Source organism: Nesterenkonia sandarakina (assembly GCF_003003175.1).
Taxonomy (GTDB): Bacteria; Actinomycetota; Actinomycetes; order Actinomycetales; family Micrococcaceae; genus Nesterenkonia; species Nesterenkonia sandarakina_A.
In genome coordinates, this window is sequence record NZ_PVTY01000011.1 from 44,487 (window position 1) to 70,797 (window position 26,311).

The 26,311-nt window shown below is 68.5% G+C and carries 21 protein-coding genes and 1 tRNA gene; 17 read left to right on the forward strand and 5 right to left on the reverse strand.

Annotated features, from left to right (window positions below):
* The first annotated feature begins 165 nt into the window (after positions 1-165).
* The 6 genes from BCL67_RS10195 (at position 166) to BCL67_RS10220 (ending at position 7,232) form a co-directional block, all read left to right on the forward strand.
* Positions 166-1,626, forward strand: coding sequence for a GMP reductase (locus tag BCL67_RS10195; protein WP_106123339.1), 1,461 nt, complete (start codon positions 166-168; stop codon positions 1,624-1,626).
* A 108-nt stretch (positions 1,627-1,734) separates the two neighbouring features.
* Positions 1,735-3,135, forward strand: coding sequence for a hemolysin family protein (locus tag BCL67_RS10200; protein WP_106123340.1), 1,401 nt, complete (start codon positions 1,735-1,737; stop codon positions 3,133-3,135).
* Positions 3,132-4,211: a hemolysin family protein gene (locus tag BCL67_RS10205; protein ID WP_106123341.1), complete on the forward strand. Its 1,080-nt coding sequence runs from the start codon at positions 3,132-3,134 to the stop codon at positions 4,209-4,211. Before BCL67_RS10200 ends, BCL67_RS10205 begins: the two co-directional genes overlap by 4 nt.
* Before the next feature lie 120 nt (positions 4,212-4,331).
* Positions 4,332-5,417 carry a metal ABC transporter solute-binding protein, Zn/Mn family gene (locus BCL67_RS10210; RefSeq protein ID WP_106123342.1) on the forward strand — a complete coding sequence of 362 codons (1,086 nt, stop codon included), beginning with the start codon at positions 4,332-4,334 and terminating at the stop codon, positions 5,415-5,417.
* A gap of 142 nt (positions 5,418-5,559) precedes the next feature.
* The gene (locus BCL67_RS10215; protein ID WP_106123343.1) at positions 5,560-6,351 is read left to right on the forward strand and encodes a metal ABC transporter ATP-binding protein; all 792 of its coding nucleotides are present in this window, start codon (positions 5,560-5,562) and stop codon (positions 6,349-6,351) included.
* Positions 6,351-7,232 (forward strand): metal ABC transporter permease, encoded by an 882-nt coding sequence (locus BCL67_RS10220; protein WP_106123405.1) that lies wholly within the window; start codon positions 6,351-6,353, stop codon positions 7,230-7,232. The genes BCL67_RS10215 and BCL67_RS10220 overlap by 1 nt, the downstream gene beginning before the upstream one ends.
* 48 nt (positions 7,233-7,280) lie before the next feature.
* Here BCL67_RS10220 and BCL67_RS10225 read toward each other — a convergent pair whose 3' ends face one another.
* The gene (locus BCL67_RS10225) at positions 7,281-7,706 is read right to left on the reverse strand and encodes a Fur family transcriptional regulator (protein ID WP_106123344.1); all 426 of its coding nucleotides are present in this window, start codon (positions 7,704-7,706) and stop codon (positions 7,281-7,283) included.
* Positions 7,707-7,744: 38 nt separating this feature from the next.
* Here BCL67_RS10225 and BCL67_RS10230 point away from each other — a divergent pair, with 38 nt between their 5' ends.
* On the forward strand, positions 7,745-8,179 hold the full coding sequence (locus BCL67_RS10230; RefSeq protein ID WP_106123345.1) for an HIT family protein: 435 nt from the start codon (positions 7,745-7,747) through the stop codon (positions 8,177-8,179).
* A gap of 48 nt (positions 8,180-8,227) precedes the next feature.
* Here BCL67_RS10230 and hrpA read toward each other — a convergent pair whose 3' ends face one another.
* Entirely contained in the window at positions 8,228-12,457 is a 4,230-nt protein-coding gene (gene hrpA, locus BCL67_RS10235; protein WP_106123346.1) for an ATP-dependent RNA helicase HrpA, read from the reverse strand.
* A gap of 193 nt (positions 12,458-12,650) precedes the next feature.
* On the opposite strand from hrpA, the gene BCL67_RS10240 reads away from it, so the two are divergent.
* The 3 genes from BCL67_RS10240 to BCL67_RS10250 all read left to right on the forward strand — a co-directional run bounded on the left by BCL67_RS10240 (position 12,651) and on the right by BCL67_RS10250 (position 15,499).
* A tRNA-Leu gene (locus tag BCL67_RS10240) sits at positions 12,651-12,734 on the forward strand.
* A gap of 215 nt (positions 12,735-12,949) precedes the next feature.
* On the forward strand, positions 12,950-14,161 hold the full coding sequence (locus BCL67_RS10245) for a sulfurtransferase (protein WP_106123347.1): 1,212 nt from the start codon (positions 12,950-12,952) through the stop codon (positions 14,159-14,161).
* Positions 14,162-14,257: 96 nt separating this feature from the next.
* On the forward strand, positions 14,258-15,499 hold the full coding sequence (locus BCL67_RS10250) for a YeeE/YedE family protein (protein ID WP_106123348.1): 1,242 nt from the start codon (positions 14,258-14,260) through the stop codon (positions 15,497-15,499).
* A 45-nt stretch (positions 15,500-15,544) separates the two neighbouring features.
* Here the strand turns inward: BCL67_RS10250 and BCL67_RS10255 are convergent, their stop codons facing one another.
* Positions 15,545-16,306: a lysophospholipid acyltransferase family protein gene (locus BCL67_RS10255; RefSeq protein WP_106123349.1), complete on the reverse strand. Its 762-nt coding sequence runs from the start codon at positions 16,304-16,306 to the stop codon at positions 15,545-15,547.
* A 71-nt stretch (positions 16,307-16,377) separates the two neighbouring features.
* Here BCL67_RS10255 and BCL67_RS10260 point away from each other — a divergent pair, with 71 nt between their 5' ends.
* The 4 genes from BCL67_RS10260 to BCL67_RS10275 all read left to right on the forward strand — a co-directional run bounded on the left by BCL67_RS10260 (position 16,378) and on the right by BCL67_RS10275 (position 20,973).
* On the forward strand, positions 16,378-17,118 hold the full coding sequence (locus BCL67_RS10260) for an alpha/beta hydrolase (protein WP_181255976.1): 741 nt from the start codon (positions 16,378-16,380) through the stop codon (positions 17,116-17,118).
* Positions 17,115-17,480 (forward strand): hypothetical protein, encoded by a 366-nt coding sequence (locus tag BCL67_RS10265; protein ID WP_106123351.1) that lies wholly within the window; start codon positions 17,115-17,117, stop codon positions 17,478-17,480. Before BCL67_RS10260 ends, BCL67_RS10265 begins: the two co-directional genes overlap by 4 nt.
* A gap of 96 nt (positions 17,481-17,576) precedes the next feature.
* Entirely contained in the window at positions 17,577-19,400 is a 1,824-nt protein-coding gene (locus BCL67_RS10270) for an AMP-dependent synthetase/ligase (protein WP_106123352.1), read from the forward strand.
* A 202-nt stretch (positions 19,401-19,602) separates the two neighbouring features.
* Positions 19,603-20,973, forward strand: a complete 1,371-nt coding sequence (locus BCL67_RS10275) for a class II 3-deoxy-7-phosphoheptulonate synthase (protein WP_106123353.1) — start codon at positions 19,603-19,605, stop codon at positions 20,971-20,973.
* A 22-nt stretch (positions 20,974-20,995) separates the two neighbouring features.
* On the opposite strand, the gene BCL67_RS15220 is transcribed toward BCL67_RS10275, so the two are convergent.
* Together BCL67_RS15220 and BCL67_RS10285 are read right to left on the reverse strand one after the other, a co-directional pair.
* Positions 20,996-22,435 carry a protein kinase domain-containing protein gene (locus BCL67_RS15220; protein WP_258174957.1) on the reverse strand — a complete coding sequence of 480 codons (1,440 nt, stop codon included), beginning with the start codon at positions 22,433-22,435 and terminating at the stop codon, positions 20,996-20,998.
* Between the two features lie 55 nt (positions 22,436-22,490).
* Positions 22,491-23,579: a polyprenyl synthetase family protein gene (locus BCL67_RS10285; RefSeq protein WP_181255977.1), complete on the reverse strand. Its 1,089-nt coding sequence runs from the start codon at positions 23,577-23,579 to the stop codon at positions 22,491-22,493.
* 18 nt (positions 23,580-23,597) lie between these two features.
* On the opposite strand from BCL67_RS10285, the gene dinB reads away from it, so the two are divergent.
* The 3 genes from dinB (at position 23,598) to mraZ (ending at position 26,305) form a co-directional block, all read left to right on the forward strand.
* Entirely contained in the window at positions 23,598-24,791 is a 1,194-nt protein-coding gene (gene dinB, locus BCL67_RS10290) for a DNA polymerase IV (RefSeq protein ID WP_106123355.1), read from the forward strand.
* A gap of 142 nt (positions 24,792-24,933) precedes the next feature.
* Positions 24,934-25,341, forward strand: a complete 408-nt coding sequence (locus BCL67_RS10295; RefSeq protein WP_106123356.1) for a DUF3040 domain-containing protein — start codon at positions 24,934-24,936, stop codon at positions 25,339-25,341.
* 532 nt (positions 25,342-25,873) lie between these two features.
* Complete coding sequence (gene mraZ, locus BCL67_RS10300) at positions 25,874-26,305, forward strand: division/cell wall cluster transcriptional repressor MraZ (protein ID WP_106123357.1); 432 nt, start codon at positions 25,874-25,876, stop codon at positions 26,303-26,305.
* Positions 26,306-26,311 lie beyond the last annotated feature (6 nt).

The window sequence follows — 26,311 nt, forward strand, 5'->3', positions numbered from 1 at the left end:
AGCTTCGTGCACGTGGATCTTCACCTCGTCCAAGCATAGTGACTATATGCACCGTGCCGCCACCAGCCACGGTATCGTGTCAGGGGCCGCTTCCTCAGCGGCTACACCGCAGGACTGACCTGGCGGTGCGCATCATCACCAGCACTACGAAGGGCGCGGATCCCCGTGAGATTCCTGAACGAACCGATCACCGATCTGACCTACTCCGACGTGTTCCTCGTGCCTTCGCGATCCCACACCCAGTCCCGGATGAGCGTTGACCTCTCCGCGGAGGATCCCACCGGGTCCACCATTCCGGTGGTCGCCGCGAACATGACCGCCGTCACGGGACGTCGCATGGTCGAGACCATGGCCCGCCGCGGCGGCCTGGGCGTGCTGCCCCAGGACGTGCCGCTGGAGGTCATCCGCGAGGTCACCGACTGGGTCAAGTCCTGTCACCCGGTGCTGGAGACCGCCCTGAAGGTCCAGCCCAACGACACCATGCTCGATGTGCTGCACCTGCTGGACAAGCGCAACCACGACGCCGTCTGCGTGGTCGACGAGGATCTGCGCCTGGCCGGCGTGGTCACCGCCAGCGACGGACTCGGCGTCGACCGGTTCTCCTCGGTGGCCTCGGTGATGCGGATGCCCCCGCTGCGCTTCACCGCCGAGGAGGTGCTCACCGACGCCGGCCTGGAGCAGGCCTTCATCGCGATGGACGCCGCCGGCGCCGAGTACGCCCCGGTCACCACCTCCGACGGCACGCTCGCCGGGGTGCTCACCCCGCGCGGCGCGCTGCGCTCCACGCTCTACCGGCCCAACCTCGACGCGGCGTCCCGGCTGAAGGTGGCCGCAGCTGTGGGCATCAACGGCGATGTCGCCGGCAAGACCGAGGCGCTGCTCGGCGCCGGAGTCGACGTGCTCGTGGTCGACACCGCCCACGGGCACCAGCAGAAGATGTTCGAAGCCCTCGCCGCGGTGCGGGCCGCCGTGGAGTCCTCCGGACTGCAGATCCCGATCGTGGCCGGCAACGTGGTCACCGCCGAGGGCGTGCGCGAGCTCATCGAGGGCGGCGCCGACATCGCGAAGGTCGGCGTCGGACCGGGCGCGATGTGCACCACCCGGATGATGACAGCCGTGGGCCGCCCGCAGTTCTCCGCGGTGCTCGAATGCGCCGCGGCCGCCCGGGAGATGGGCAAGCACGTCTGGGCCGACGGGGGAGTGCGCTATCCGCGCGACATCGCCCTGGCCCTGGCCGCGGGCGCCTCCCAGGTGATGGTCGGGTCCTGGTTCGCCGGGACCTACGAGTCCCCGGGAGACATGCTCACCGGCGTCGACGGTCGGCGCTATAAGGAGAGCTTCGGAATGGCCTCTTCGCGCGCCGTGCAGAACCGCACCGCCGCCGAGAGCGCCTTCGCCCGGGCCCGGAAGTCGATCTTCGAGGAGGGCATCTCCACCTCGCAGATGTACCTGGACCCGGCGAAGCCCGGCGTCGAGGACCTGCTGGACTCCATCACGGCCGGGGTGCGGTCCGCGATGACCTATGCCGGCGCCGACTCGCTGCACGAGTTCCGCCAGCGCGCCGTCGCCGGAGTCCAGTCTGCCGCCGGATACGAGGAGGGCAAGCCGCTTTCCGGTTCCTGGTGAACCAGCGGTAAGCTCTGTGATCTCATGGAGTATCGACAACCCGGCCACGGCCCCCACCTCATCCCCGGTCCACCTGCGCAGATCCCGGACTCGGGGTGGCTGCGCTAAGTGGAACTGATCCTGCTCGGCCTGGGATTCCTGCTCATCCTGGGCACCGGGTTCTTCGTCGCCGTCGAGTTCTCGCTGGTCGCGCTGGACCAGCCCACCGTCCAGCATGCGATCGATCGCGGGGACAAGTCCGCTCCCGCGGTGATGCGCTGCCTGAAGTCGCTCTCCACCCAGCTCTCCTCGTGCCAGCTGGGCATCACCCTGACCACTCTGCTCACCGGCTACGTGGCCGAGCCCGCGCTGGGCGCGCTGCTGGCAGGCCCGCTCGAGGCCCTCGGCGTGCCCGATCAGGCGCTCTCCGCGGTCTCGATCACCCTGGCCCTGATCATCGCGACCATGGTCACGATGATCATCGGCGAGCTGGTGCCGAAGAACCTCGCGATCGCCGAGGCGTTCCGCGTGGGCCGGGTGCTGGCGAAGCCGCAGCTGGTCTTCACCGCGGTGTTCCGGCCGCTGATCGTCGTGCTCAACGGCTTCTCCAACAAGGTCCTCCACCGCTTCGGCCTGGAGGTCAAGGAGGAGCTCTCCGGAGCCCGCACCCCCGAGGAGCTCTCCTCGATGGTCCGCCGCTCCGCCATGCTGGGCACCCTCGATGAGAGCACCGCGACCTTCCTGGACCGCACGCTGCGCTTCTCCGACCAGACCGCGGCCGATGTGATGACCCCGCGTCCGCGGATGGCCAGCATCGACGCCGACTCCTCGCTGGACACGCTCATCGATCTGGCCCGGCAGACCGGGTTCTCCCGGTTCCCGGTCCTGGGCGAGAGCGTCGACGACGTCCGCGGCGTCACCCACGTGAAGAAGGCCGTGGCCGTGCCCCGCGAGAAGCGCCAGGGCCTGGTCGCGGCCACCGTGATGTCCGAGATCACGCGGGTGCCCGAGACCATCCACCTCGACGCGCTGCTCCCGGTGCTGCGCGAGGCCTCGCTTCAGGTGGCCATCGTCGAGGACGAATATGGCGGCACCTCCGGGGTGGTCACCCTGGAGGACCTGATCGAGGAGATCGTCGGCGAGGTCGCCGATGAGCATGACCGGATCGCCCCCGGGGTGCTGCAGAGCGCCTCCGGCGACTGGATCTTCCCCGGTCTGCTGCGCCCGGACGAGATCAACGCCCAGATCCTGGAGCTCTCCATCCCGGAGCATCCGGCCTACGAGACCGTGGCGGGCTTCATGCTGCTCACCCTGGGCCGGGTGGCCGGCCTGGGTGACGCCGTCGAGGTCGACGGCGGCAGGCTCGCCGTCGTCGGGGTCGAGGGCCGTCGGATCGACCGGCTCTGCTTCACCCCGGATCCCAGAGCCCGCGACGCCGCGCTGCAGCATGCCGCGGCCCGGGCCGAGAAGCTGGCCGAGGACCGTGCGGACCATGTCCGCTACGCCCGCGAAAGGGGTGAACGACGATGAACCCCGACCTGATGGGCATCATCTGGCTGGTGATCCTGCTCGCGGCCAACGCCTTCTTCGTCGGCGGCGAGTTCGCGGTGATGAGCGCCCGGCGCAGCCAGATCGAGCCGAAGGCCGAGGCCGGGTCTGCCCGCGCCAAGACCGCGCTCTACGCGATGGAGCACGTCTCGCAGATGCTGGCCATCGCGCAGCTGGGCATCACCGTGTGCTCGCTGCTGATCCTGATGGTCTCCGAGCCAGCGATCCACCACCTGCTCACCGACCCGCTGACCTCCTTCGGGCTGAGCTACACCGCCGCCAGCGTGATCGCCTTCATCATCGCCCTGGCGCTGGTTTCCTTCCTGCACGTCACCGTCGGAGAGATGGTCCCCAAGAACGCCGCCGTCTCCGTGGCCGACCGTGCGGTGCTGCTGCTCGCTCCGCCGATGGTCTTCCTCTATCGGCTCCTGATGCCGCTGATCTGGGCGCTGAACCTCACCGCGAACCTGGTGCTGCGCGCCTTCGGGGTCACCCCGCGCGACGAGGTGGTCTCCACCTTCACCCTGGAGGAGATGGAGTCCATCGTGGCGGAGTCCAAGCGCGGCGGCACGGTGCGCGACGACGCCGGAATCATCGCCGGGGCGATGCAGTTCAGCGACTACACCGCCGCGGAGGTGATGATCCCGGTCGATGAGGTGATCACCCTGCCGGTGGACGTGACCCCGCGCAAGGTGGAGAAGGCCGTCGGGCGCACCGGGTTCTCCCGCTTCGTCACCACCGACGACCAGGACGTCTACACCGGCTACGTGCACCTCAAGGACGTGATGAGCCTGCCCGCTGCCGCGTCCTCCGCGCCGATCCCGGTCACCGTGGTCCGCTCGCTGGGCAATATGGCGCTCACCGATGAGATCGAAGCCTGCCTGGGGCAGATGCAGCGCACCGGCTCCCACCTGGCCCGCGTGATCGACGCCGAGGGCGTCACCCGCGGCATCCTGTTCCTCGAAGACGTGCTGGAGGTGCTCGTCGGAGAGATCCACGACGCGACCCAGTCCTGGGACTCGCGCCGCCGGCACACCGTCGCCGCCGAAGAGGGCTGAACCGGTCCAGCCGGGCCGAACCTCGACCTAGTTGAGATTTGTTCTCAACTAGGTCTGGCCGTACGCTGGTCCCAGCTGCCCATGCCCTCCGCGGCGTCCCCCCACTAGAAAGTACGACCCATGCCTGCCTCCCGTCTGCTTCCCTCCGCCGCCCTCCTGGGCGCCACGACCCTGCTGCTCAGTGCCTGCACCGGCTCCGCAGGCTCGACCGACGACGACGGCGGCTCGGCAGCGGCGGGCGGCACACTGACCGTGGTCACCTCCACCGACGTCTACGCCGACCTGGCCCAGCAGATCCTCGGCGACACCGCCGAGGTCACCGCGCTGGTGGACAACCCCGCGGCGGACCCGCACTCCTATGAGGCCACCCCGCAGGACCGGCTCACCGTCGACGGCGCGGACGTGATCCTCGCCAACGGCGGCGGATACGACCCCTTCCTGACCCGACTGGCCGCCACCTCCGAGAAGGAGGACGCGGTCTACCAGCTCATCGAGGGCGAGAACGCGCACGCCGAGCACGACGGCGACGAGGACCATGCCGAAGATGAGCACGCCGACGACGACGCGCATGCCGAGGACGCGCACGCTGACCACGCCGAAGATGAGGATGCCGAGGACGCGCACGCTGACGAGGAGCATGGGGACGCGCACGAAGGCCACGACCACTCCGGAGACTTCGTCAACGAGCACATCTGGTACGACCTCGCCGCGATGAGCGACTTCGCCCAGGACTTCAGCGCCCATATGGGCGAGGTGTCCCCGGACAACGCCGAGCTCTACCAGGACAACGCCGCGGCCCTGGCCGCAGAGATCGATGCCCTGGATGAGCGCAACCGCGCCATCGATGCCGAAGGCATGAGCTTCCTGGCCACCGAGGCCGTCTCGCAGTTCCTGCTCACCGACGCCGGCTTCGAGGACGCCACGGACCAGCAGTTCCTGGCCGCCGTCGAACACGGCGACGACGTCTCGGCCCGGCTCTACCAGCAGGCGCTGAGCGCCGCGGCCGATGAGGAGATCGATCTGCTCTCCTACAACCCGCAGACCGAGACCAACCAGTCCGCTCAGATCCGCGAGGCCGCCGAGGCTGCCGACGTCGCCGTCCTGGACTTCAACGAGACGATTCCCCAGGAGCACGGCTCCTACCTGGAATGGATGGACGCCAACATCACCGCCGTGGAGACCATGGTCGAGGAGTCGCGTGGCTGAGTCAGCGTCAGCCACGCCACCGGCCCCTGAGTCAGCGTCGCCGGAGTCCGCATCACCTGGTTCATCGCCCGCCGCTCCGTCGGCCACCGGTTCGCGGGCCACCGGTTCGCGGGCGGCCGGGTCTTCTCCCGCCGCGCCGCTGGTGACGCTGCGCGACGCCGGCGTGGGATTCAGCGGACGCACCCTCTGGGAGGGACTCGACCTGGACCTTGCGCCGGGGGAGTTCCTCGCCGTGCTGGGCCCCAACGGCGCCGGAAAGTCGACCTTCCTCAAGGTGCTGCTGGGACTGACCAAGCTCAGCTCCGGGTCGGCCGAGATCGCCGGCGCCCCGGTGCGCCGCGGCAGCAGCCGGGTCGGCTACATCCCGCAGCAGCAGACCATGCCCGAAGAGACCCCGATGCGCGCCCGCGACATGGTCGCTCTGGGCCTGGACGGGCACCGCTTCGGCATCCGCCTGCACCACCGGGCGCTGCGCCGCCGGGTCGATGAGCTCCTCGAGGCCGTCGGGGCCACCGCCTACGCCAACATGCCGGTGGGGCTGCTCTCCGGCGGCGAGCAGCAGCGACTGCGCGCCGCGCAGGCGCTGGCCTCGAACCCCGCCGTGCTGCTGTGCGACGAGCCGCTGCACTCGCTGGACCTCCATCATCAGCAGGCCGTCACCGAGCTCATCCGCCGCCAGGCCGTGGAGCGCGGCTCCGCCGTGGTCTTCGTGACCCACGAGATCAACCCGGTGATCGAACACGTCGATCGGGTGCTCTACTTCGCCCGCGGCCAGTACCGGATCGGCACCACCGCCGAGGTGATGCGCTCCGAGGTGCTCTCGGAGCTCTACGGCTCATCCGTGGACGTCATCGAGCACAAGGGCCGGCTGCTGGTCATGTCCGCCCACGACGAGGGCGGCCACTGCCACCCCGAGGAGCTGACGCTGCCATGATGGAGACGCTGACCAGCTCATTCACCACCGAAGGCTACTGGGAGCTGTTCTCCCTGGTTCGAAACTCGGTGATCACCGCCGGGGTGCTGGGCCTGATGGGCGGCCTGATCGGAGTCTTCATCATGCTCCGCCGGACCGCTCTGGTGGTCCACGGCATCGCCGAGATCTCCTTCGCCGGCGCGGCGCTGGCGCTGCTGATCGGCGTCGACGTGGTCGCCGGATCCGCGCTGGGCGCCGTCGCGGCCTCGGTGCTGATCGGGGTGCTCAGCCTCAAGGACCGCGACACCTCCGCGGTGACCGGGGTGCTGATGCCCTTCGGCCTCGGCCTGGGCATCCTCTTCCTCTCGCTCTACCAGGGGCGCAGCGCGAACAAGTTCGGGCTGCTCACCGGACAGATCGTCGGGGTGGACGACGTCCAGACCCAGACCCTGGTGACCGGTGCGATGGTGATCAGCATCGTGCTGCTGCTGATCTGGCGCCCGCTGATGTTCGCCTCGGTGGATCCGCAGCTCGCCCGGGCCCGCGGGGTCCACGTCAACCTGCTCTCGATGGTCTTCATGGTGCTGCTGGGCATCGCCGTCGCGATGTCGGTCCAGGTGGTGGGGGCGCTGCTGGTGCTCGCGCTGCTGGTGGTGCCGGCGGCGGCTGCGCTGAAGGTCACCGTGCGGCCCTATCTCGCGGTCCTGCTCTCGATGCTCTTCGCGCTGATCTCCTCGGTGGGCGGGATCATGCTCGCGATCACCGGCACCGTGCCGATCAGCCCCTACATCACCACGATCTCCTTCGTGATCTACGTGATCTGCGTGCTGCTGGGGCGCGGCGGCCGCAACCGTCGACGCCGATCCGCCGCCGTGCTGACCTCCTGGCCGCTGACCGCCTGACCCGGTGACCGCCGGAGCGCTCGACTCGACCTTCTGACCGCCCGAGCCTCAGCTGCGGGCGATGGCGGCGCAGCTGGCGCAGAGTCCGAAGATCTCCAGCGTGTGCCGGACCTCGGTGAAGTCATGCTGGTTCGCGAGCGTGGTCGCCCAGTCCTCGATGGCCGGGGCCTCGAACTCCACCGTGAGGCCGCAGGAGCGGCAGACCAGGTGATGGTGGTGCTCCTCGCGCTCACAGAGCCGGAAGATCGCTTCGCCGTCATCGGGGCGCAGCACGTCGACCAGGCCCTCCTCCTGGTGGGACTGCAGCACCCGGTACACCGTGGCCAGTGAGACCTTCTCGCCGCGACCGTCGAGGATCTTGTGCAGATCCTGGGCGCTGACGAAGTCATCCAGGGAGTGCAGCGCGGCCCAGACGGCGCGCTTCTGACGCGTGGATCGACCGCGCGCCGGAGGGGTGGAGGTTGTCTCGTTCATGCTCGCTCCAGACTAGCAGTCACCCTTAGAGTGGGAGCATGAGCACAGTCTTCAGCAAGATCATCGCCGGTGAGATCCCAGGTCGCTTCGTGTGGCAGGACGAGACCTGCGTCGGGTTCCTCTCCATCGCCCCGCTGGCCTACGGCCACACCCTGGTGGTGCCGCGTCAGGAGCTCGACAAGTGGACCGACGCCGAGGGCCAGCTCATGGCGCATCTGTTCCATGTGGCCCATCGCATCGGCAAGGCCCAGGTGGAGGCCTTCGGCTCCGAGCGGGCGGGGCTGAGCATCGCCGGGTTCGAGGTGCCCCACCTGCACCTGCACGTCTGGCCCTCGAACTCGATGGCCGATCACAGCTTCGCCCAGGCCGACGACGACCCGGACCAGTCCCGGATGGACGAGTCCGCGGAGAAGCTCCGGGTCGCGCTGCGCCTGATGGGCGACGCCGAGCACGTCCCGGCCGAGCAGGACTGACTCCGGTCCAGTTCGCTTCTCCGGGGCACCGCCCTCGGGACGATTCCGCTATCGGCGTGCGGTCTTGATCGCGCGGCGGATCCGCTTGACCGAGACCGTCTGCGCGGTCCCGAGCTGCTGGGCGAAGAGGTTCACCCGGAACTCCTCGATCATCCATTTCACGGCTGCCAGCTCTGCGGGCACCGGCAGCTGGGCCGGCACCGCCTCCAGGGCGGCGTCGTACTCGTCCTCCAGCTCCTGCACCGCCGCCATGTCCTGGGCGTCCCGGGTCAGACCCTGTCCTGACTCCAGCCGGTCCAGCCGGGTCTTGATCGCCTGCAGGTAGCGCGGCATATGCTGCAGCTGCGCCTGACCCGTGGCTGTGACGAAGCCCGGATAGACCAGCTGCTGAAGCTGGGCGGTCATATCGCTGCGCGCGGCCTTCAGCGCCGAGGAGCTGACCCGCTCCAGCCGGGCGCCGAGCTCGGTGGAGAGGCTGAGGATCTGCGCCAGCACGTCCGTGAGCCGCAGCACCGTCTCGATCAGCTCGGCCCGGCAGTGCCGCGCGATCGTCTCGAACTCGGCCGCGCCGAACGGCAGCTCCGCGGGCACCAGATGCGCCAGTGCCGCCATGGTCGCATCGGAGACCAGCGATTCCACGGTCCCATGCGGTGACTGGCTGAACGCCAGCCGCTCCCGGTTGCTCAGATGATCCAGCACATACCGCTGCGGGGAGGGCAGCACCTCCCGCAGCAGCGCGACGACGCCGGCCCGGTGCACCCTCGCCTGTTCCGCGGCCGAGTCCTGGATCGAGTAGGAGACCCCGTCGGCGCCGCCGGCCGGGACCAGCGCGGGATAGCCGGTGATCTGGCGTCCCGCGACCACCGTGGTGATCTCGCGCGGCAGATCCCCGAAGGTCCAGGTCCGCTGCCGCTGCTTGCCCGCGGGTGCCGAGACTGTGGACGCAGGTGCCTTCTGCTGCTTCCCGCGGCCGTTCCGGGCGCCCGCGCCCTGCGGGGACCGCGAACCGCTCTGAGCGGGCCCCGTCGCGCGTGCCGGCTGCGGCGTCGGCTTCCCGCCCTTCGAGCTCGGCTCCTCGGAGAGGCTGCGCCCGATGGCCTCGCGGTTCTCCGCGGAGAACCGGATCTGCAGCTCCCGCAGGTCGAAGCCGCTGTCCAGGACCCGACCCCGCTCACTGATCACCGCGAAGGTGAACCGCAGGTGCTCCGGCAGCGCACTGGTGTCGAAGACCTGCGGGTCGACCACATGGCCCTTGAGCTGCCGCAGCACTGCGGCCAGCGACGCGGTCAGCGAGTCCACGCCCGGGGTGTAGTCCTGCTCCAACAGGGTCCGGGCCTTCTCCGCGACGTCGGGGGCCGGAACGAAGTTCTTCCGCACCGGCTTGGGCATGTTGCGGATCAGCGCGGTGATCAGCTCGGTGCGCAGCCCGGGGATCAGCCAGTCAAAGCGTTCAGGCTGGAGCTGGTTGAGGAACACCACCGGGATCCGGACCGTGACGCCGTCGGCCGCGGCGCTGGGAGAGGAGCCGCTCTCGGCGGTGTACCGGGTGGGGTTGAACTCGTACTGCAGCTCGAGGTTCAGGCCGTCGTGGTCGAAATGCTCCGGATAGGAGTCGATGTCGAGCTCTTCGGCGGCCTGGGCCATGAGCTCGACGTCGGTGAGGTCCAGCAGCTCCGGGGTCTCCAGGCGCTGGGTCTTCCACCAGGAGTCGAAGTGCCGCTGCGAAACGATGTTCGCCGGGACCCGCGCGTCGAAGAAGCTGAACAGCTCCTCGTCGGAGGCGCGCAGATCCTTGCGTCGGGTGCGGTTCTCCAGCTCGTCGAGCTCCGCGAAGCGCTCCCGGTTGCGCCGGTCGAAGTGGTGCCGGGTGGACCATTCGCCGTCGACCAGAGCGCGCTGGATGAACAGCTCCCGGCTGTACTCGGGGTCGACCTTGGAGTAGAGGACCTGCCGGTCGGCGATCACCGGAACCCCGAAGAGCGTGACCTTCTCGGTGGCCACCACGGCGCCCTGCCGGGCGGACCAGCGCGGCTCCGAATGGCTGGTCTTCACCAGGTGCGGGGCGAGCTCCTCGACCCAGGCCGGGTCGATCTTCGCCACCGAGCGCGCCCAGAGCCGGGAGGTCTCCACCAGCTCGCTGGCCATCACCCAGTCGTGGTTCTTCTTGAACAGGTGCGAGCCGGGGAAGACCGCGAAGCGGGTGCCGCGGGCGCCCTGATAGTCCCGGGTGCGAGGGTTGTAGAGGCCCACGTGGCTGAGCAGCCCGGAGAGCAGCGACTGGTGGATCTGGTCGTGCTTGGCCGCAGGGTCCACCGCGGGCAGCTTCTTGCCCCGTCGTCCCCCGGAGCCGGCACGCCGGCCCGGGCCCTTGCCGCTGAACTCCACCTGCTCGGCGATCTCGGTGAGCTGGCTGACCAGCTCCTGCCATTCGCGCACTCGCAGGTAGTTCAGGTGCTCGCGGTGGCAGAGCTTCCTGAACTGGTTGCCGGAGAGCTCGGTCTGCTTGTCCTGGAGGTAGCGCCAGAGGTTCAGCAGTGCGGAGAAGTCGGAGTTCTCATCCTTGAACCGGGAGTGCAGCTCATCGGCCTGTGCCCGCTTCTCCGCGGGCCGCTCCCGCGGATCCTGGATGGAGAGGGCGGCGGTGAGCACGGTGACCTCGGGCAGGCAGTCGCGGCGGGCGGCCTCGACCATCATCCGGGCCATGCGCGGGTCGACCGGCAGCTGGGAGAGCATGCGTCCCACCGGGGTCACCGAACTGGTGCCCGAACCCTTTCGACCCTGCTGACCCTCCTGGCCCTTCTGCGGGGACTCGGCCTTGAGGCTGAGCGCGCCGAGCTCGGTGAGCAGCCGGACGGCGTCGTTGACCGCCTTGGAGTCGGGCTTCTGCACGAAGGGGAAGTCCAGCAGCTCCTCGGGGCTGCGGGTGATGCCCATGGAGGACATCTGCAGCAGCACCGAGGCCAGGGAGGTGCGCAGGATCTCGGGGTCGGTGAAGGCTGGGCGGGAGTCGAAGTCCTCCTGGGAGTACAGCCGGATCGCGATGCCGTCGCTGGTGCGCCCGGACCGTCCGGAGCGCTGGTTGGCGCTGGCCTGGGAGATGGCTTCGATGGGCAGCCGTTGGACCTTGGTGCGGGTGGAGTAGCGCGAGATCCTGGCGGTGCCGGTGTCGATCACGTACTTGATCCCGGGCACGGTCAGCGAGGTCTCGGCCACGTTGGTGGCCAGCACGATCCGACGTCGGCCGCCGGGGGAGAAGACCCGCTTCTGCTCGGCCATGGAGAGCCGGCCGAAGAGCGGCAGGATCTCCGAGCCGCGCAGCCGCCGGTCACCGGAGACGGTCTCGGTCAGCGCCTCCGCGGCGTCACGGATCTCGCGCTCGCCGGGGAAGAAGATCAGCATGTCGCCGTCGGGCTCACCGGCGAGCTCGAGGACGGCGTCGCTGACCGCGTCGAGGAGGTCTCGCTCCTCATCCGCGGCGCTGCTCGGCGCAGGGGTCTTCGCGCCGGGACGTGAGGCCGGGGAGCCGCCCCCGCGGGGTCCGGGGCTGCGGGAGCCCCCGTCCTCGGTCTCCCCGAAGTGCTCGGACTCGTCGAAGTCCTCGAGCTCCGCCTCCGGGTTCACCGGGCGGTACCGGATCTCCACCGGATAGGTCCGTCCGGAGACCTCGATGATCGGCACGTCCGAGGTCTCCCGGGTCCAGGTCTCCGGGTCCTGGCTGAAGTGCCGGGCGAAGCGCTCCGGATCGATCGTGGCGGAGGTGACGATGACCTTCAGGTCAGGCCGGGTGGGGAGCAGTCGACGCAGGTAGCCCAGGATCACGTCGATGTTGAGGCTCCGCTCATGGGCCTCGTCGATGATGATCGCTGAGTAGCGCTTCAGCGCCGGGTCCCGCTGGATCTCGGCGAGCAGGATGCCGTCGGTCATGAGCTTCACCGCGGTGGAGCCCGAGACCTCGGCGTTGAACCTGACCTGGTAGCCGATGTCGCGACCCACCGAGGTGCCGAGCTCCTCGGCGAGCCGCTCGGCCACGGTCCGGGCCGCGAGCCTGCGCGGCTGGGTGTGACCGATCATGCCCTGGTTGTGCAGCCCCAGCTCCAGGACCATCTTCGGCAGCTGGGTGGTCTTGCCGGAGCCGGTCTCGCCGGCGACGACGATGACCTGGTGATCGGTGAGGGCCTTGAGGATGCGTTCGCGCTCGCCGCTGACGGGAAGCGCGGCGGGATAGGCGAGATCTTGCGCGGACCAGGTCTCGCGACGGGCTGTTCTGGGCTCAGACATAACCCTCCAATACTAGGGTTGATGCGGTGAACTGGGGTCACCGGGTGCAGGCAAGGCCAGACCGGGCTCTGGGGGATCCCGGCGCGGGCCCACGATTAGGCATCCGGTCCGGAATATGGGTAATATGTTTCTCGCTGCCGGGGAGCGATCGCCGGTTGCGAGACAGGCCCGAAAGGGCCTGAACAACAGGTATGCGCGAGTGGCGGAATAGGTAGACGCGCTGGCTTCAGGTGCCAGTGCCTTCACGGGCGTGGGGGTTCAAGTCCCCCCTCGCGCACAGAGTATTCAAGCAGCACAGCGGGCCCCGCTTCGGATGATCACGATCATCGGAGGCGGGGCTCTTCTGCGTCCTGGCGCGATCCGCCGACGGTCGCATCCCGCACAGGGACCCGATGCCCATGTGTCCAAATATGAACGCGCAGTTGTACATAATTGAAGATATTGCCGCATAGTGGTGTCACGCACACTGACTCCACGATGAGAGGCGCACCGATGAGCACCGATGAGAGCACCGCCGGGGCCGGAGCCCCGACGCCCAGGAAATCCGCGGGCAGGACCGCGATCGCCGTGGTCGCCGCGGCGGCCCTCGCCGGCACGGCTGGCTTCGTGGTGGCCAACTCCACCGGCGACGATGCGGGGTCGACCACCGCAGGATCCGACACTGCAGGATCCGACAGCGCAGAATCAGGCGGCACTGGCTCGGGGGACACGGCCACCACGGTCGTCGCGGCGGACATCCCCGGGGAGCACCGCGGCTTCGACGAGGTCCACACGGAAGAGCCGCTGGCCACCACCGACTGGCTGGCCGAGCGTCTGGAGGAGGGGGAGCTCCACGAGCAGGGGATCGTGCTGCTCGACGTCTCGGAGAACCTGCCCAGCTCGGAGCTCACCCCCTACGCCGAGGCGCATATTCCGCAGGCGCAGTATGTGGAGTGGTCCGAGGAGTTCACCGCGCCCAACACGCGGGAGTTCATCTCCGCGGAGGAGTTCACCGAGCTCGCCCAGTCCCTGGGCATCGGTGAAGATTCGACCGTGGTCCTCTACGGGGACAACAACAACTGGTTCGCCGCCTACGCTTCCTGGGTGTTCAATCTCTACGGCGTCGAAGACGTGGTGCTGCTCGACGGAGGCCTGCACAAATGGGAGCTCTATGACGAGCGGGAACTGGTGGAAGAGGTCCCCTCGGTGCCGGCCGGGAACTTCGAGGCCAAGCCGCAGAACCACGACCTCCGCGCGTTCCAGCCCGAGGTGCTGGAGATCGCAGAGCAGAACACCGAGGCCGACGGAGACGCCGTCGCGGCGGTCAACCTGGTCGATATCCGCTCAGCCGAAGAGCACGACGGCGAGGTCGGCGTCGACCCGGACATCTTCCAGGGCGAGGGCGCCGCAGTCTGGGGGCACATCCCGGGGTCGGTCAACGTCACCTGGACCCAGATCGTGGACGAGGAGACCGGTGAGTTCCTCCCCGCCGAGGAGATCCGCAGCATCTACGAGGAGGCCGGGGTGGACTTCGATGATCCGATCATCGCCTACTGCCGGATCGGAGAGCGCGCCTCGCACACCTGGTACGCGCTGAGCCAGATCCTCGGCGAGGAGGTCAAGGTCTATGACGGCTCCTGGTCTGAATGGGGCAACAGCGTCGGCGTCCCGGTGGCGAACAACTCCGGAGAGCGGGCAGGACTCTGGGGCCAGTCCGGAGACTGAGCTGTTCCCGTTCCACCCGGATCGCTGACCGAAGACCGTTGAGGGAGCCGGGCCCGCGGCAGCGGGCCCGGCTCCTGTGTGCAGGAGAGGACCCTCATGACCGTGCAAGTCAGAGCAGATCGAGAGCTGGGATGGACCCGGGCGGACACCGTGCGCACCGTGATCGCGGTCGCCGTGGCGGCGGTGCTGCTGGGGCTCGCGGGGTACCTCTCCGCGACCGACGGCGAGGGGCTCGGCGGATCCAATGCGGCCCTGATGCTGCTCATCGGGGCGGGTCTGGGCATCCTGTTCGAGCGTGGCCGGTACTGCTTCTTCTGCGTGTTCCGGGACCTCTTCGAGAAGCGGGATAGCAGGGGGATGTACGCGATCCTGGTCTCCATCGGGGTCGGCACGATCGGCTACGCGGTGATCTTCTCGACCCGGATTCCGACGCCCACCGCAGACAACGTCCCCACGGACGCGCACATCGCGCCGGTCTCACTGGCGCTGGTCATCGCCGGACTGGCCTTCGGGCTGGGCATGGTGATCTCCGGCGGATGCATCGCCGGGCATCTGTACCGCCTCCCAGAGGGGCACCTGCGCTCGATCCCCGCGCTGGCCGGCGTCGTCCTGGGCTTCGGGCTCGGCTTCCTGAGCTGGGACGCCATGTACTCGGGGTTCATCCTCGGCGCCCCCGCGACCTGGCTGGCGGCGGGCAACGGGTATGTGCTCGCGGTGCTGCTGCAGCTCGGGGTGCTGGTGGGTCTGGGGGTGTTGCTGCTGCGCTGGAACCCTCCGGTCCAGGGCCGGGGGGACCGGGTCGTGGACGCCGCCGAAGTCCGGCGGCTGGTGTTCTTCAAACGCTGGCCGGCGCTGTTCACCGGCGCCGCCGTGGGAATCCTGGCGATCCTGGCCTACTACAAGGACCAGCCGCTGGGGGTCACCCAGCAGATCTCGTCGATGACCCGGACCGGCATGACCGAGGCCGGCTGGATGGACGGCTTCATGCCGGGGCTCGATGAGCGGCTCGCCGGGTGTGTGGCCATGGTGGTCGACACCATCACCACCAACGGATGGCTGATCGTGGGGATCGTGCTGGCCTCCCTGGCGGTCGCCCTGCCGGGGCGGCGGGTGCGTGTCGAGAAGACCACCGCGTTCAATTCGCTGACCGCGCTCGGGGGAGGGGTGCTCCTGGGCTGGGGTGCGATGATCGGGCTGGGCTGCACCATCGGAGTGCTGCTCTCGGGGACGCAGGCTCTGGCGCTCTCCGGATGGGTGTTCGGCGCGGCGATCGTCGTCGCAGCCGGACTCGGATTCCGCTTCGGTCTGCACCGCAAGGCTGCCCCCGGGGTGTTCTGAGCCGCACCGGCCCGAGCGCCTGCCCCGGCGCCGAGGCGGGTCCGCCTAGTCGGTCTCCGGATCCTCGGTGCGGCGTCCGCTGTGGTGCCGAAGCGCCTTCCGGGCCGCCTTGGCCTCAGACTTCTCCGCCTCCAGCTGGCGTTTCACGTCCGAGGCGTAGACGTCCACGTACTCCTGCCCGGAGAGCCGCATGATCCGATACATGATCTCGTCGGCGACCGCCCGCTGGGCGAAACGGTCATCGGCATTGGCGTAGTAGGACTCGAAGGTCATCGGCTCACCGACGATCATCCCGACCCGGCCCAGCCGGGGGATGTTCTTCCCGATCGGCTGCACCTTGTCGGTGCCGATCAGCGCGATCGGGATCACCGGGGCCTGGGTGTTCAGGGCCAGCCGCGCGATGCCGAGCTTGCCGCGATAGAGCCGACCGTCGGGGCTGCGGGTGCCTTCCGGGTAGATGCCCAGCACCCCTCCATCACGCAGCGCCTGCTCTCCGGCGTTGAGCGAATGCTGGCTCGCCTTCCCGCCGGAGCGGTCCATCGGGATCTGCCCGGAGAGGTCGAAGAACTTCCGCATCACCCACCCGGAGGCGCCCTGCCTGCTCCAGTAGTCGTCCTTCGCCATGAAGTGCACCTGCCGGGGCACATTCACCGGCATGAACACCGAATCGGAGAAGGACAGGTGGTTCGAGGCGAGGATCGCGGGACCCTCGCTGGGAATGTTGTGCAGACCGCGGACCCAGGGGCGGAACACCGTGTTGACCACCGGGGCCACGACGAAGTTCTTGGCGACGCTATAGAACGACACGGTGTGAGGGGGTCCTTTCAGGGGGCTGAGCTTCGTGACCACTGTAGAGGCAATACAGTAGAGGAATGGACATGTCCGGCTTCGGAGTTTCGGTCTTTCACGGATTCACCTCCACGCCCGCCTCGATGCGCGCGCTCGCCGATGCCCTTCAGGGCGCCGGCTTCACGGTGGATCTGCCGCTGCTGCCCGGTCACGGTACAAGCTGGGAACAGCTGGCCACGACTTCGCGAAGCGAGATCATGCGGGCCGCGCTGGCCAGCTATGACCGGCTCGCCGCTCGCTGCCCCCGAGTGGCCACCGTGGGGCTCTCCATGGGGGGATCGCTGGCGCTGCATGTGGCTGCCCATCGGCGGGTGGAGGCGGTCTCGGTGATCAATCCCGGACTCCGGCTGGCCCCGCTGACCGGTCCCAAAGCCTGGGCCATGGGCCGGATCCGTCCCTCGGTGGCCAGCATCGCCGGGGACATCGCCAAGCCCGACGTGGTGGAGGAGGCCTACGCGCAGACTCCGCTGCGCGCCGTCGTGGAGCTGGATCGGCTCTTCGCGCAGGTCCGCCGCGAGCTCCCCGAGCTGGCCCGCCGGCGGACCCCGGTGCTGTTCTTCCGCTCATCGGTGGACAACGTCCTGCCGCCGTCCTCGGCCGAGACGCTGTCTCGGCTGCTCCGCGCGGACCAGCTCGAGACCGTCGAGCTCACCCGCAGCCAGCACGTGGCGACGCTGGACCACGAGGCGGAGACCATCCACGAGCAGCTGATCAGTTTTCTGCACCGACGGCACCTCGCCGCCGAGACCCTTGAGAGGATGGCGCCATGAGCACCTATCGCGACGATGAACCCAGCAGAGTCTTCGGCCGAGAGGGGCGTTCGCGACCACTTCCCGGCCCCGGACAGGGGCCCCGGGATCACAGCGTGGACGACTCCGTGCTGGAAGACATCGATGACTTCGAGCCCCCGAACCCGAAGAACCCGCTGGCCGGCGCGAAGCCAGCCGTGGTGCTCGGTGCGGTGCTGAGCATCGGCGCGATCCTGGCGCTGATCATCGTGCCCTTCCTCCCGCTGAACACCCCCAGCTGGACCGTGCCGGCGCTGATCGGAGTGGTGCTCGCGGGTCTGGTCATCCTGTTCCTGCAGATGCCGCGCAACCGCTCAGGATCCGGGGACGGCGCACAGGTCTGAGCGGTCCGCCGACAAAGACACGAAACATCCAGCTACCGTTGAGTAACGGGCTGTGAGACCATGATGTGAGATGGCACACATGATGGAGGAGTCCCCGTGAAGGAAATCGCAACACCGCCCGCAGTAGAGGTCCCGGCCGAGCTGAACATCACTGACCTGCTGGAACGGCAGTTCACGTCAGATCCGAAGAACATCCTCTTCGGTCGCCAGCTGAGCCCCGGCCAGTGGACCGACGTCAGCACCGCCGAGTTCCGCGACCAGGTGATCGCCCTGGCGAAGGGGATCATCGGCTCCGGCATCGAGGTCGGTGACCGGGTCGCGATCATGGCCCCCACCCGGTACGAGTGGACGCTGCTGGACTTCGCGATCTTCTATGCCGGTGCTGTCACAGTGCCGGTCTACGAGACCTCCTCGCCCTCCCAGGTGGCCTGGATCATCGAAGACGCCGGCGTGAAGCTGCTCGTCGCCGAGACCCCGGCGCACCAGAAGATCGTCGAGCGCGCCGTCGCCCAGGAGAAGCTGACCGGGCTCGGCAACGTCTACACGATCGAGGGCTCCGGGCTGGATCAGCTGCGCGCCAAGGGCGCTGACGTGACCGAGGATCAGGTCATGGCCCGCCGCGGGGTCGCCGTGGGCGCTGACCTCGCCACGATCATCTACACCTCGGGGACCACCGGGCGGCCCAAGGGCTGCGAGCTGACCCACGCCAACTTCACCGAGCTCTCGCTCCAGGCCCTGGGCTCCTCACTGGGCTCCGTGGTCAACAAGGACGCCTCCACGGTGATGTTCATCCCGCTGGCCCACGTGTTCGCACGCTTCATCTCGGTGCTCGCCGTGGCCGGCGGCTCCCGGGTCGGACACACCTCCGACATCAAGGAGCTGGTGGATGACCTGGGCACCTTCAAGCCGACCTTCCTGCTCGCGGTCCCGCGTGTCTTCGAGAAGATCTACAACGCGGCGATGATGAAGGCCGAGTCCGACGGCAAGGGAGCGATCTTCCAGAAGGCCGCGGACACCGCCATCGAATGGTCCCGCGCCAAGCAGAACGGCAAGGTGCCCTTCACCCTGGGACTCAAGCACACCGTCTTCGACAAGCTCGTCTACTCCAAGCTGCGCGCTCGGATGGGCGGGCAGGTCGCCCACGCGGTCTCCGGCGGATCTCCGCTGGGGGAGCGGCTGGGCCACTTCTTCTACGGCGTGGGCGTGCAGATCCTGGAGGGCTACGGCCTCACCGAGACCACGGCGCCGCTGACCGTGAACACCCCGGCGCTGAGCAAGATCGGCACCGTCGGAGCCCCGCTTCCCGGGTGTGCAGTGAAGATCGCCGAGGACGGTGAGATCCTGGGCCGCGGGGTCTGCGTCTTCCGCGGCTACCACAACCGGCCCGAGCTGAACCAGGAGATCTTCACCGACACCGGCTGGTTCCGCACCGGCGACGTCGGCACCCTGGACTCCGACGGCTGCCTCACCATCACCGGTCGCAAGAAGGAGATCCTGGTCACCGCCGCCGGCAAGAACGTCTCCCCGGCCCAGCTCGAGGACCTGATGCGCTCCGACGCGATCGTCTCCCAGGCCGTGGTGGTCGGGGACAACCGTCCCTTCGTGGCCGCGCTGATCACCCTGGACGAAGAGACCCTGCCGCAGTGGCTCGAGCGCAAGGGACTTGATCCCAAGACCCCGGTCGCCGACCTGGTCCAGCACGAGACGATCATCGCCCATGTGCAGTCGGTGGTGGACCGGGCCAACGAGTCCGTCTCCCGCGCCGAATCGATCCGTGACTTCCGGCTGATGCACACCGACTTCACCATCGAGTCCGGCCACCTCACCCCGTCCATGAAGATCAAGCGTCCCGTGGTGATGAAGGACTTCGCCGACGAGGTCGAGGCGCTCTACACCGAGGCCGCGGCCAAGAAGGGCTGATCCGCGCACGCCGCACCCCTGCGCGTGCCCGCCAGCGCTGACCCGACGATCCCAGCAGAACCCCGGAGCCCGGGGGCGCACGCCGCCCCCGGGCTCCTTTCGTCCGCATAATGGACTGCTGATTCGGCATTAGGCGCGCCCGCGCGCGGCGGACTACCCTGAGTGGGTGACTACCACGCCAGAGCCCAGATCCGAAGCCCCTTTGACCGCTCCCGGAGAGATCCTCCACGTCGGAGCAGCGGACTATCCGGGGCTCGACGAGTGGCGTTCGCTGCCGCTGAGCCAGCAGCCGGACTGGCGCGGCCACGAAGACTTCGACTCCGCCTATGCAGAGCTCTCCGCGCACCCGCCGCTGGTCTTCGCCGGCGAGGTCGACAAGCTCAAGCGCCGGCTGGCCAAGGTGGCCAACGGCGAGGCCTTCCTGCTCCAGGGCGGCGACTGCGCCGAGACCTTCGACGGCGTGACCGCCGACCGGATCAGCGCGAAGATCAAGACGATCCTGCAGATGGCGGTCGTGCTCACCTATGGTGCCTCGCTGCCGGTGGTCAAGATGGGCCGCATGGCAGGTCAGTACGCCAAGCCGCGCTCCTCCGATGTGGAGACCCGCGACGGCGTCACCCTGCCGACCTTCCGCGGCGAGATCGTCAACGGCTTCGAGTTCACCGAGGAGTCCCGCATCCCGGACCCGAAGCGGATGGTCGCGGCATATCACAAGTCGGCCGCCACGCTGAACCTGATCCGCGCCTTCACCGAGGGCGGCTTCGCCGACCTGCGCGCGGTGCAGCAGTGGAACAAGGGCTTCATGGAGAACCCCGCCCACGCCCGCTACGAGCAGCTCGCCGGCGAGATCGACCGCGCCGTGCGCTTCATGGAGGCCTGTGGCGCAGACTTCGAGGGGCTCAAGCGCACCGAGTTCTACGCCGCCCACGAGGCGCTGCTGCTCGACTACGAACGCGCCCTGACCCGCATCGACTCGCGCACCGGCAAGCCCTACGTGACCAGCGGCCATTTCGTGTGGATCGGCGAACGCACCCGCGAGCTCGACGGCGCCCACATGGACTACCTCTCCCGGGTGGAGAACCCGATCGGGGTCAAGCTGGGCCCCACCACCACCCCGGAGACCGTCCTGGAGATCATCAAGAAGCTCGACCCCGAGCGTGAACCGGGACGACTGACCTTCATCGTGCGGATGGGCGCCTCCAACGTCCGGGAGAAGCTCCCGCCGCTGGTGGCCGCCGTGCGAGATTCCGGCGCCAAGGTCGTCTGGGTCACCGATCCGATGCACGGCAACACCATCACCGCCGACAACGGCTACAAGACCCGTCGCTTCGACGACATCCTCGAAGAGGTCCGCGGCTTCTTCGAGGTCCACCGCTCCCTGGGCACGTACCCGGGCGGGCTGCATGTGGAGATGACCGGCGACGACGTCGCAGAATGCCTCGGCGGCTCCGACGTGGTCGATGAGTCGGCCTTCGACCAGCGCTACGAGTCCCTGGTGGACCCGCGGCTGAACCACAAGCAGTCCCTGGAGCTGGCGTTCCTGGTGGCGGAGTCGCTCACTCAGGTGAAGTAGCCGCCAGCGGCGGCGCTGGTCCTCAGCCTCCGAGGCTGGGGATCAGCGCGTCGCTCGTGCCGATCCACCCGGCCAGCAGCACCAGCAGCGCGCCGCCGATCATGATGGCGGCGATCATCAGCCAGACCCGGGTGGCGTTGGCGCGCTCCAGCTCGACCGTGGGGCGCTGACGCTCCCGCTTCTCCGTGCGGACCCGCTCCACCGGTCGACGGGCGCCGACCGCGGGCTGGATCCCGGTCACCGGGTCCGCGACGCTGAGCCGGGGCGGACGCGGATGCAGGCCGCTGATGGGCACCTGGGTGACCAGCTGGCGATCCTCCTCGGCCAGGCTCGAGGGACGCTCATAGGCGGCGTCACGATGCTCCGCCTGCAGGTGGGTGGTCCGCGCATTGCCCAGGGCCGCTTCGATGTCCTCATCCCACGGCTCAGCGACGCGGGTCTGCGGATCGTCGGGGTGCGCCTCGGTGTCCAGGAAGGCCTCGCTGGAGTCCCCGGGCAGCATGGTGGTCGATCGCTGGCCCGGGCTCGTGGAACTCTGCGCGGAGTCCCGTCCGGAGGCACCCACGGCGGGGATCGCTCGGGTCGCAGCCGTGGTGAGCGCGCCGTCGAAGTCGAGCTCGGCGTCGCTGAGCAGGCCGCGGGCCTCACGCAGCATCTTGAGCAGCTCGTCGGCGTTCTTCGGCCGAAGCGCCACCTCGGGTCGGGTGGCGATGCTGACCAGGTCATCCAGCTCGGCGGCCAGCCCGCTGACCTGCGCGGAGGGCACCGGGACGGTGGAGTTCACGTGCTGGTAGGCCACCCGCACCGGGGAGTCCCCGGTGAAGGGCTGGACCCCGGTGAGCATCTCGTAGAGCAGGATGCCGATGGCGTAGATGTCGGAGCGCTCATCCGCGCTCTCACCGGAGAGCAGCTCCGGGGAGATGTAGGCGACGGTGCCCATCAGGGTGGAGGTTCCGGAGTGGTGGGTCGCCGCGCGGGCCAGCCCCAGATCCGCAAGCTTGATCCGCCCGTCGTGGGAGACCAGCACGTTCTCCGGCTTGATGTCGCGATGGACCAGGCCGGCGCGGTGCGCCGCGGCGAGACCCTGCAGGATCGAGTCCATGTAGGTCAGTGCCAGCCGAGGCGTCATCGCCCCATGCTTGAGCAGCGTGCGCAGCGTGGCTCCAGGGACGTACTCCATCACCAGGTAGGCGGTTTCGCGTGACTGACCCTGATCGAGCACCTGGACCACGTTGGGGTGGGCGATCAGCGCGGAGTTCCGCGCCTCCTGCTCGAACCGGTCCACGACCTTGCGGTCCTCGGCCATATGTGGAAACAGCACCTTCAGTGCCACCTCGCGGCCGAGACGATGGTCCTGGGCGCGGTAGACCGTGGACATGCCGCCGCGCGCGATGCGCTCCTCGATCACATAGCGGTCATCGATCCTGGATCCGATCCACGGGTCAGTCTGTTCTTGGCTCACCGCTTCAGGGTATCGAACCTGCCCAGCCCAGGGAGCCCCCGGCGCGACGTCGGAGTCAGACCGTGCGCAGCACCAGGTGGCCGCGCAGCTGGTCGAACTCCTCGAGGACCTCCGCGGAGACGCCGAGGTCGATCAGGTCCTGGGTACAGGCGACGCTGTCCTCGGTGAGGGCCTCGATGCTGCGCTCCACCTCGGCCAGGGCGCCTGATTCCACGAGGATGGCGCGGGCCCGCTCCACCTGTGTCTCGCTCAGCCCTGGATCGCCCAGCATCTGAGCCAGCTCACGGGAAGCGGTCGCGGAGGATCGGAACAGTCCGTAGGCGATCAGCTCGGTGCGCTTGCCCTCACGCAGATCGTCGCCGACCGGTTTGCCGGTGGTCTCCGGGTCACCGAAGACACCCAGGAGATCGTCACGCAGCTGGAAGGCCTCCCCGACAGGCAGCGCCGCGGCGGCGAAGGCGCGGCACAGCTCGTCGGAGCCGCCGGCCAGCGCGGCGCCGAGGACCACCGGGTACTCGGTGGAGTACTTCGCCGCCTTATAGCGCAGCACCCCACGGGCGCGGTGCACCGCCTCGGCCTCGGTCTCGGCAGGGATGCGCACCTCCTCCAGCACGTCGAGGTACTGCCCGGTGATCACCTCGGTGTGCATCCGGTGGAAGGTTCGTGCGGCGAGCGGGCTGCTGGTCAGCCCATCCTGCATGGCGGTGCACTGGGCATGGAAGAAGGCCTCCGAGGCCCAGGCCAGGGAGAGGTCCCCGGAGAGGATCGCCCCGGAGGTGCCGAAGTGGCTGCGATCGCCGCTGAAGCTGGATTCCCGGTGAAGCTGCTCGAAGCGGATATGCGCGCTGGGCAGGCCGCGGCGCGTCGCGGAGCGATCGATCACGTCATCGTGGACCAGGGCCGCCGCCTGGAAGAGCTCCAGCGCCACCCCCAGGTCGACGACGGCGTCGCCGCGTCCGGAAGCGGCCTGCCAGCCGAGACGGGCCAGCGCCGGGCGCATCTTCTTGCCGCCCCGGGTCAGCGACATCAGCGCCGTCACCAGCGGGACGGCGTGCTCGGAGACTGCATTGACCTCTGCGTGGCGATCCTGGAGGAAGCCGGCGCACCTCGCGTTGACCTCGCTGATGAATTCTTCGCGCTTCATGGCGGATAGCCTATCGGTATGGCACCGTCCCCACCCGCTGATTCGCGCGTGCTCGCTCATGTGGATATGGACGCCTATTACGTGGAGGTCGAGCTGCTCACCCAGCCCGAGCTGCGCGGGCGCAAGATCATCGTCGCCCAGGACTCCGGGCGCTCCGTGGTGCTCTCGGCGTCCTATGAGGCCCGCGCCGACGGGGTGCGCTCGGCGATGCCGCTGGCCCGGGCGCGGCAGATGAGTCCCGACGCCGTCGTCGTCTCGCCGCATATGGAGGTCTACCGCGAGCTGTCCCGGCGCATCATGGCCTACTTCGACACGATCACCGACGCGGTGGAGCAGCTGAGTGTGGACGAGGCCTTCCTGGACCTCACCGGGTCTCTGCGCCGGCTCGGCGGGCCCGCTGAGATCGGACAGAAGATCCGCCGCGAGATCCGTGAGGAGTTCGACCTTCCCGCCACGGTCGGGATCGCCGATCGGAAGTTCATCGCCAAGATCGCCTCCACCCGAGCGAAGCCCGACGGGCTGCTCCTGGTTCCGCCGCACCGCCGGCTGGAGTTCCTGCACTCGCTGCCGGTCACCGCGATGTGGGGCGTCGGGGGCAAGACCGCCGAGTCGCTGAAGGCCTTCGGGATCACCACGGTGCTTCAGCTCGCCGAGACGCCGGAGCCGGCGCTGCGCCGACGATTCGGGGTCACCGGCACCGCGCTGCACCGATTGGCCTGGGGAGAGGACGCCCGCGACGTCCAGCCGCACCGCATCGAGAAGTCCATCGGGGCCGAGGAGACCTTCGCCGTGGACGTCGACGATGAGGCGGTGCTGCGCGCCGAGCTGCTGCGGCTCAGCCACCGGGTCGCCGCCCGGCTGCGCGAGTCAGGGGTCTCCGCCGAGGGGATCAGCTTGAAGCTGCGATACAGCGACTTCGAGACGCTGACCCGGTCCTCCACGCTCTCCCATCCCACCCACTCTGCGCTGGCCATCTACTCGCGGCTGCTGGCGCTTCTGGAGCGGCTGGGGGAGCGGCCGCAGCCGGTCCGGCTCATCGGAGTCCGAGCTGAACGGCTCGTCGATGAAGGCGGCTCGCTCCAGCTCAGCTTCGATCGCACCGAGACGAACTGGCTCGACGCCGAGAGCGCGCTCGACGCCATCGCGAAGAAGTTTCCGCAGGTCCAGACGGCCCCGGCCTCGCTGCTTCGGGCCCGCAAGGAGGAACCCTGACTGGAGGGACCCTGAGAGTCAGCCTATAGATCACCGGTGCGAAGACTTCGGGCTAGGTCTGGGCTGGCGAAACGGCTAGACTATAGACCCAGGCGTATCTGTATCGTCCACACGCCACACGACGACCGCGAGGAGCTTCACGATGCCACTGTCGGAGCGTGAACAGCGCATGCTCAAGCAGCTGGAAGAACAGCTGCAGTCGGAGGATCCGAGCTTCGCAAGCTCCATGCAGGACTCCCCGGCTGGAAAGCTCAATGTGCGCAATATTGTGCTCGGCGCCCTGGTCGCGGTCCTCGGCATCGTCGTGCTCCTGCTCGGCATCTACAACCAGTGGATCATCGTCGGCGTGATCGGCTTTCTGATCATGGGCGCAGGCGTGTACTACGCCACCACCGGAGGCACCTCCGGGAACTCCCGCGGCAACGGTTCCGGCGGGAATGGAGGCGGCGGAGGCGGCGGCGGCGGACCCCGCAGCTCCACCCCGAGCCCCTCCGGAACCTTCATGACCGGACTCGAGCAGCGCTGGGAAGAACGACGCCGCCAGGACTGACCTGCTCGGCTTCACTCAGCTTCGAAAGGCCCCTCTCCGGAGGGGCCTTTTTCGTGCCCTCTCGCGGTGCACGCAGGAGGCCCCCAGATCCCACCGCCGGGCTGCTGCACACCCCACCACCGGGCCGCTCCACTGCGCTCCACCGCGACGCCCCACACTGCCCCACTCGGTCGCTCCACCTTCCTCCACCCAGCCTCCCCGCTGTCCGCCACTCTGCTGGCCCCATGAATTCCTGCACGCCCAGATGCCCGAGAATCCGGGCTTTTTCGGCCCGCCGCCCGGCCTATTCCGGAGTCTGGCCGGTCTGCTCCACGTGCCGTGGACCCGCCCCCGCTGGGATGGCCCTCCACCCGGCCCCACGGGAAGTTCAGCATCATCACCGCAGGTCAGAGGCCTGGGGTTGCAGCTCCGAGGCGACTTTCGGTCGCGTGGAGGCAAAGTTTGGTTGCAAGTGGGGGGAAGTGGGGTAAAGTGGAGCTCGGTAGAGGGAGAAGGAATGATTCTCCTCAACAAGTGAGGTGGTGAGTGTCCTTTGTTCCTGGGCACATACACGCCTCGCATGGATGAGAAGGCTCGCCTGATCCTTCCCGCGAAGTATCGCGAGGAACTGGCCAACGGTCTGGTCCTCACCCGCGGGCAGGAACGCTGCATCTACGTGTTCAGCACAGAAGAGTTCAAGAATGTGCACCAGCAGATGCGGCAGGCTCCTCTGACCTCACGCCAGGCACGCGACTACATCCGCGTATTCCTCTCCGGAGCCTCTGACGAGATTCCGGACAAGCAGGGCAGGATCACGGTCCCCGCCGCGCTGAGGGAGTACGCCGGACTGGATCGCGACGTCACAGTCATCGGAGCGGGAGACCGTGCCGAGATCTGGGACACCGCTGCCTGGAACGAGTACCTGGAGGCGAAGGAGTCGGAGTTCTCATCCACCGATGGGGAAGCCATTCCTGGTCTCTTCTGAGCACCG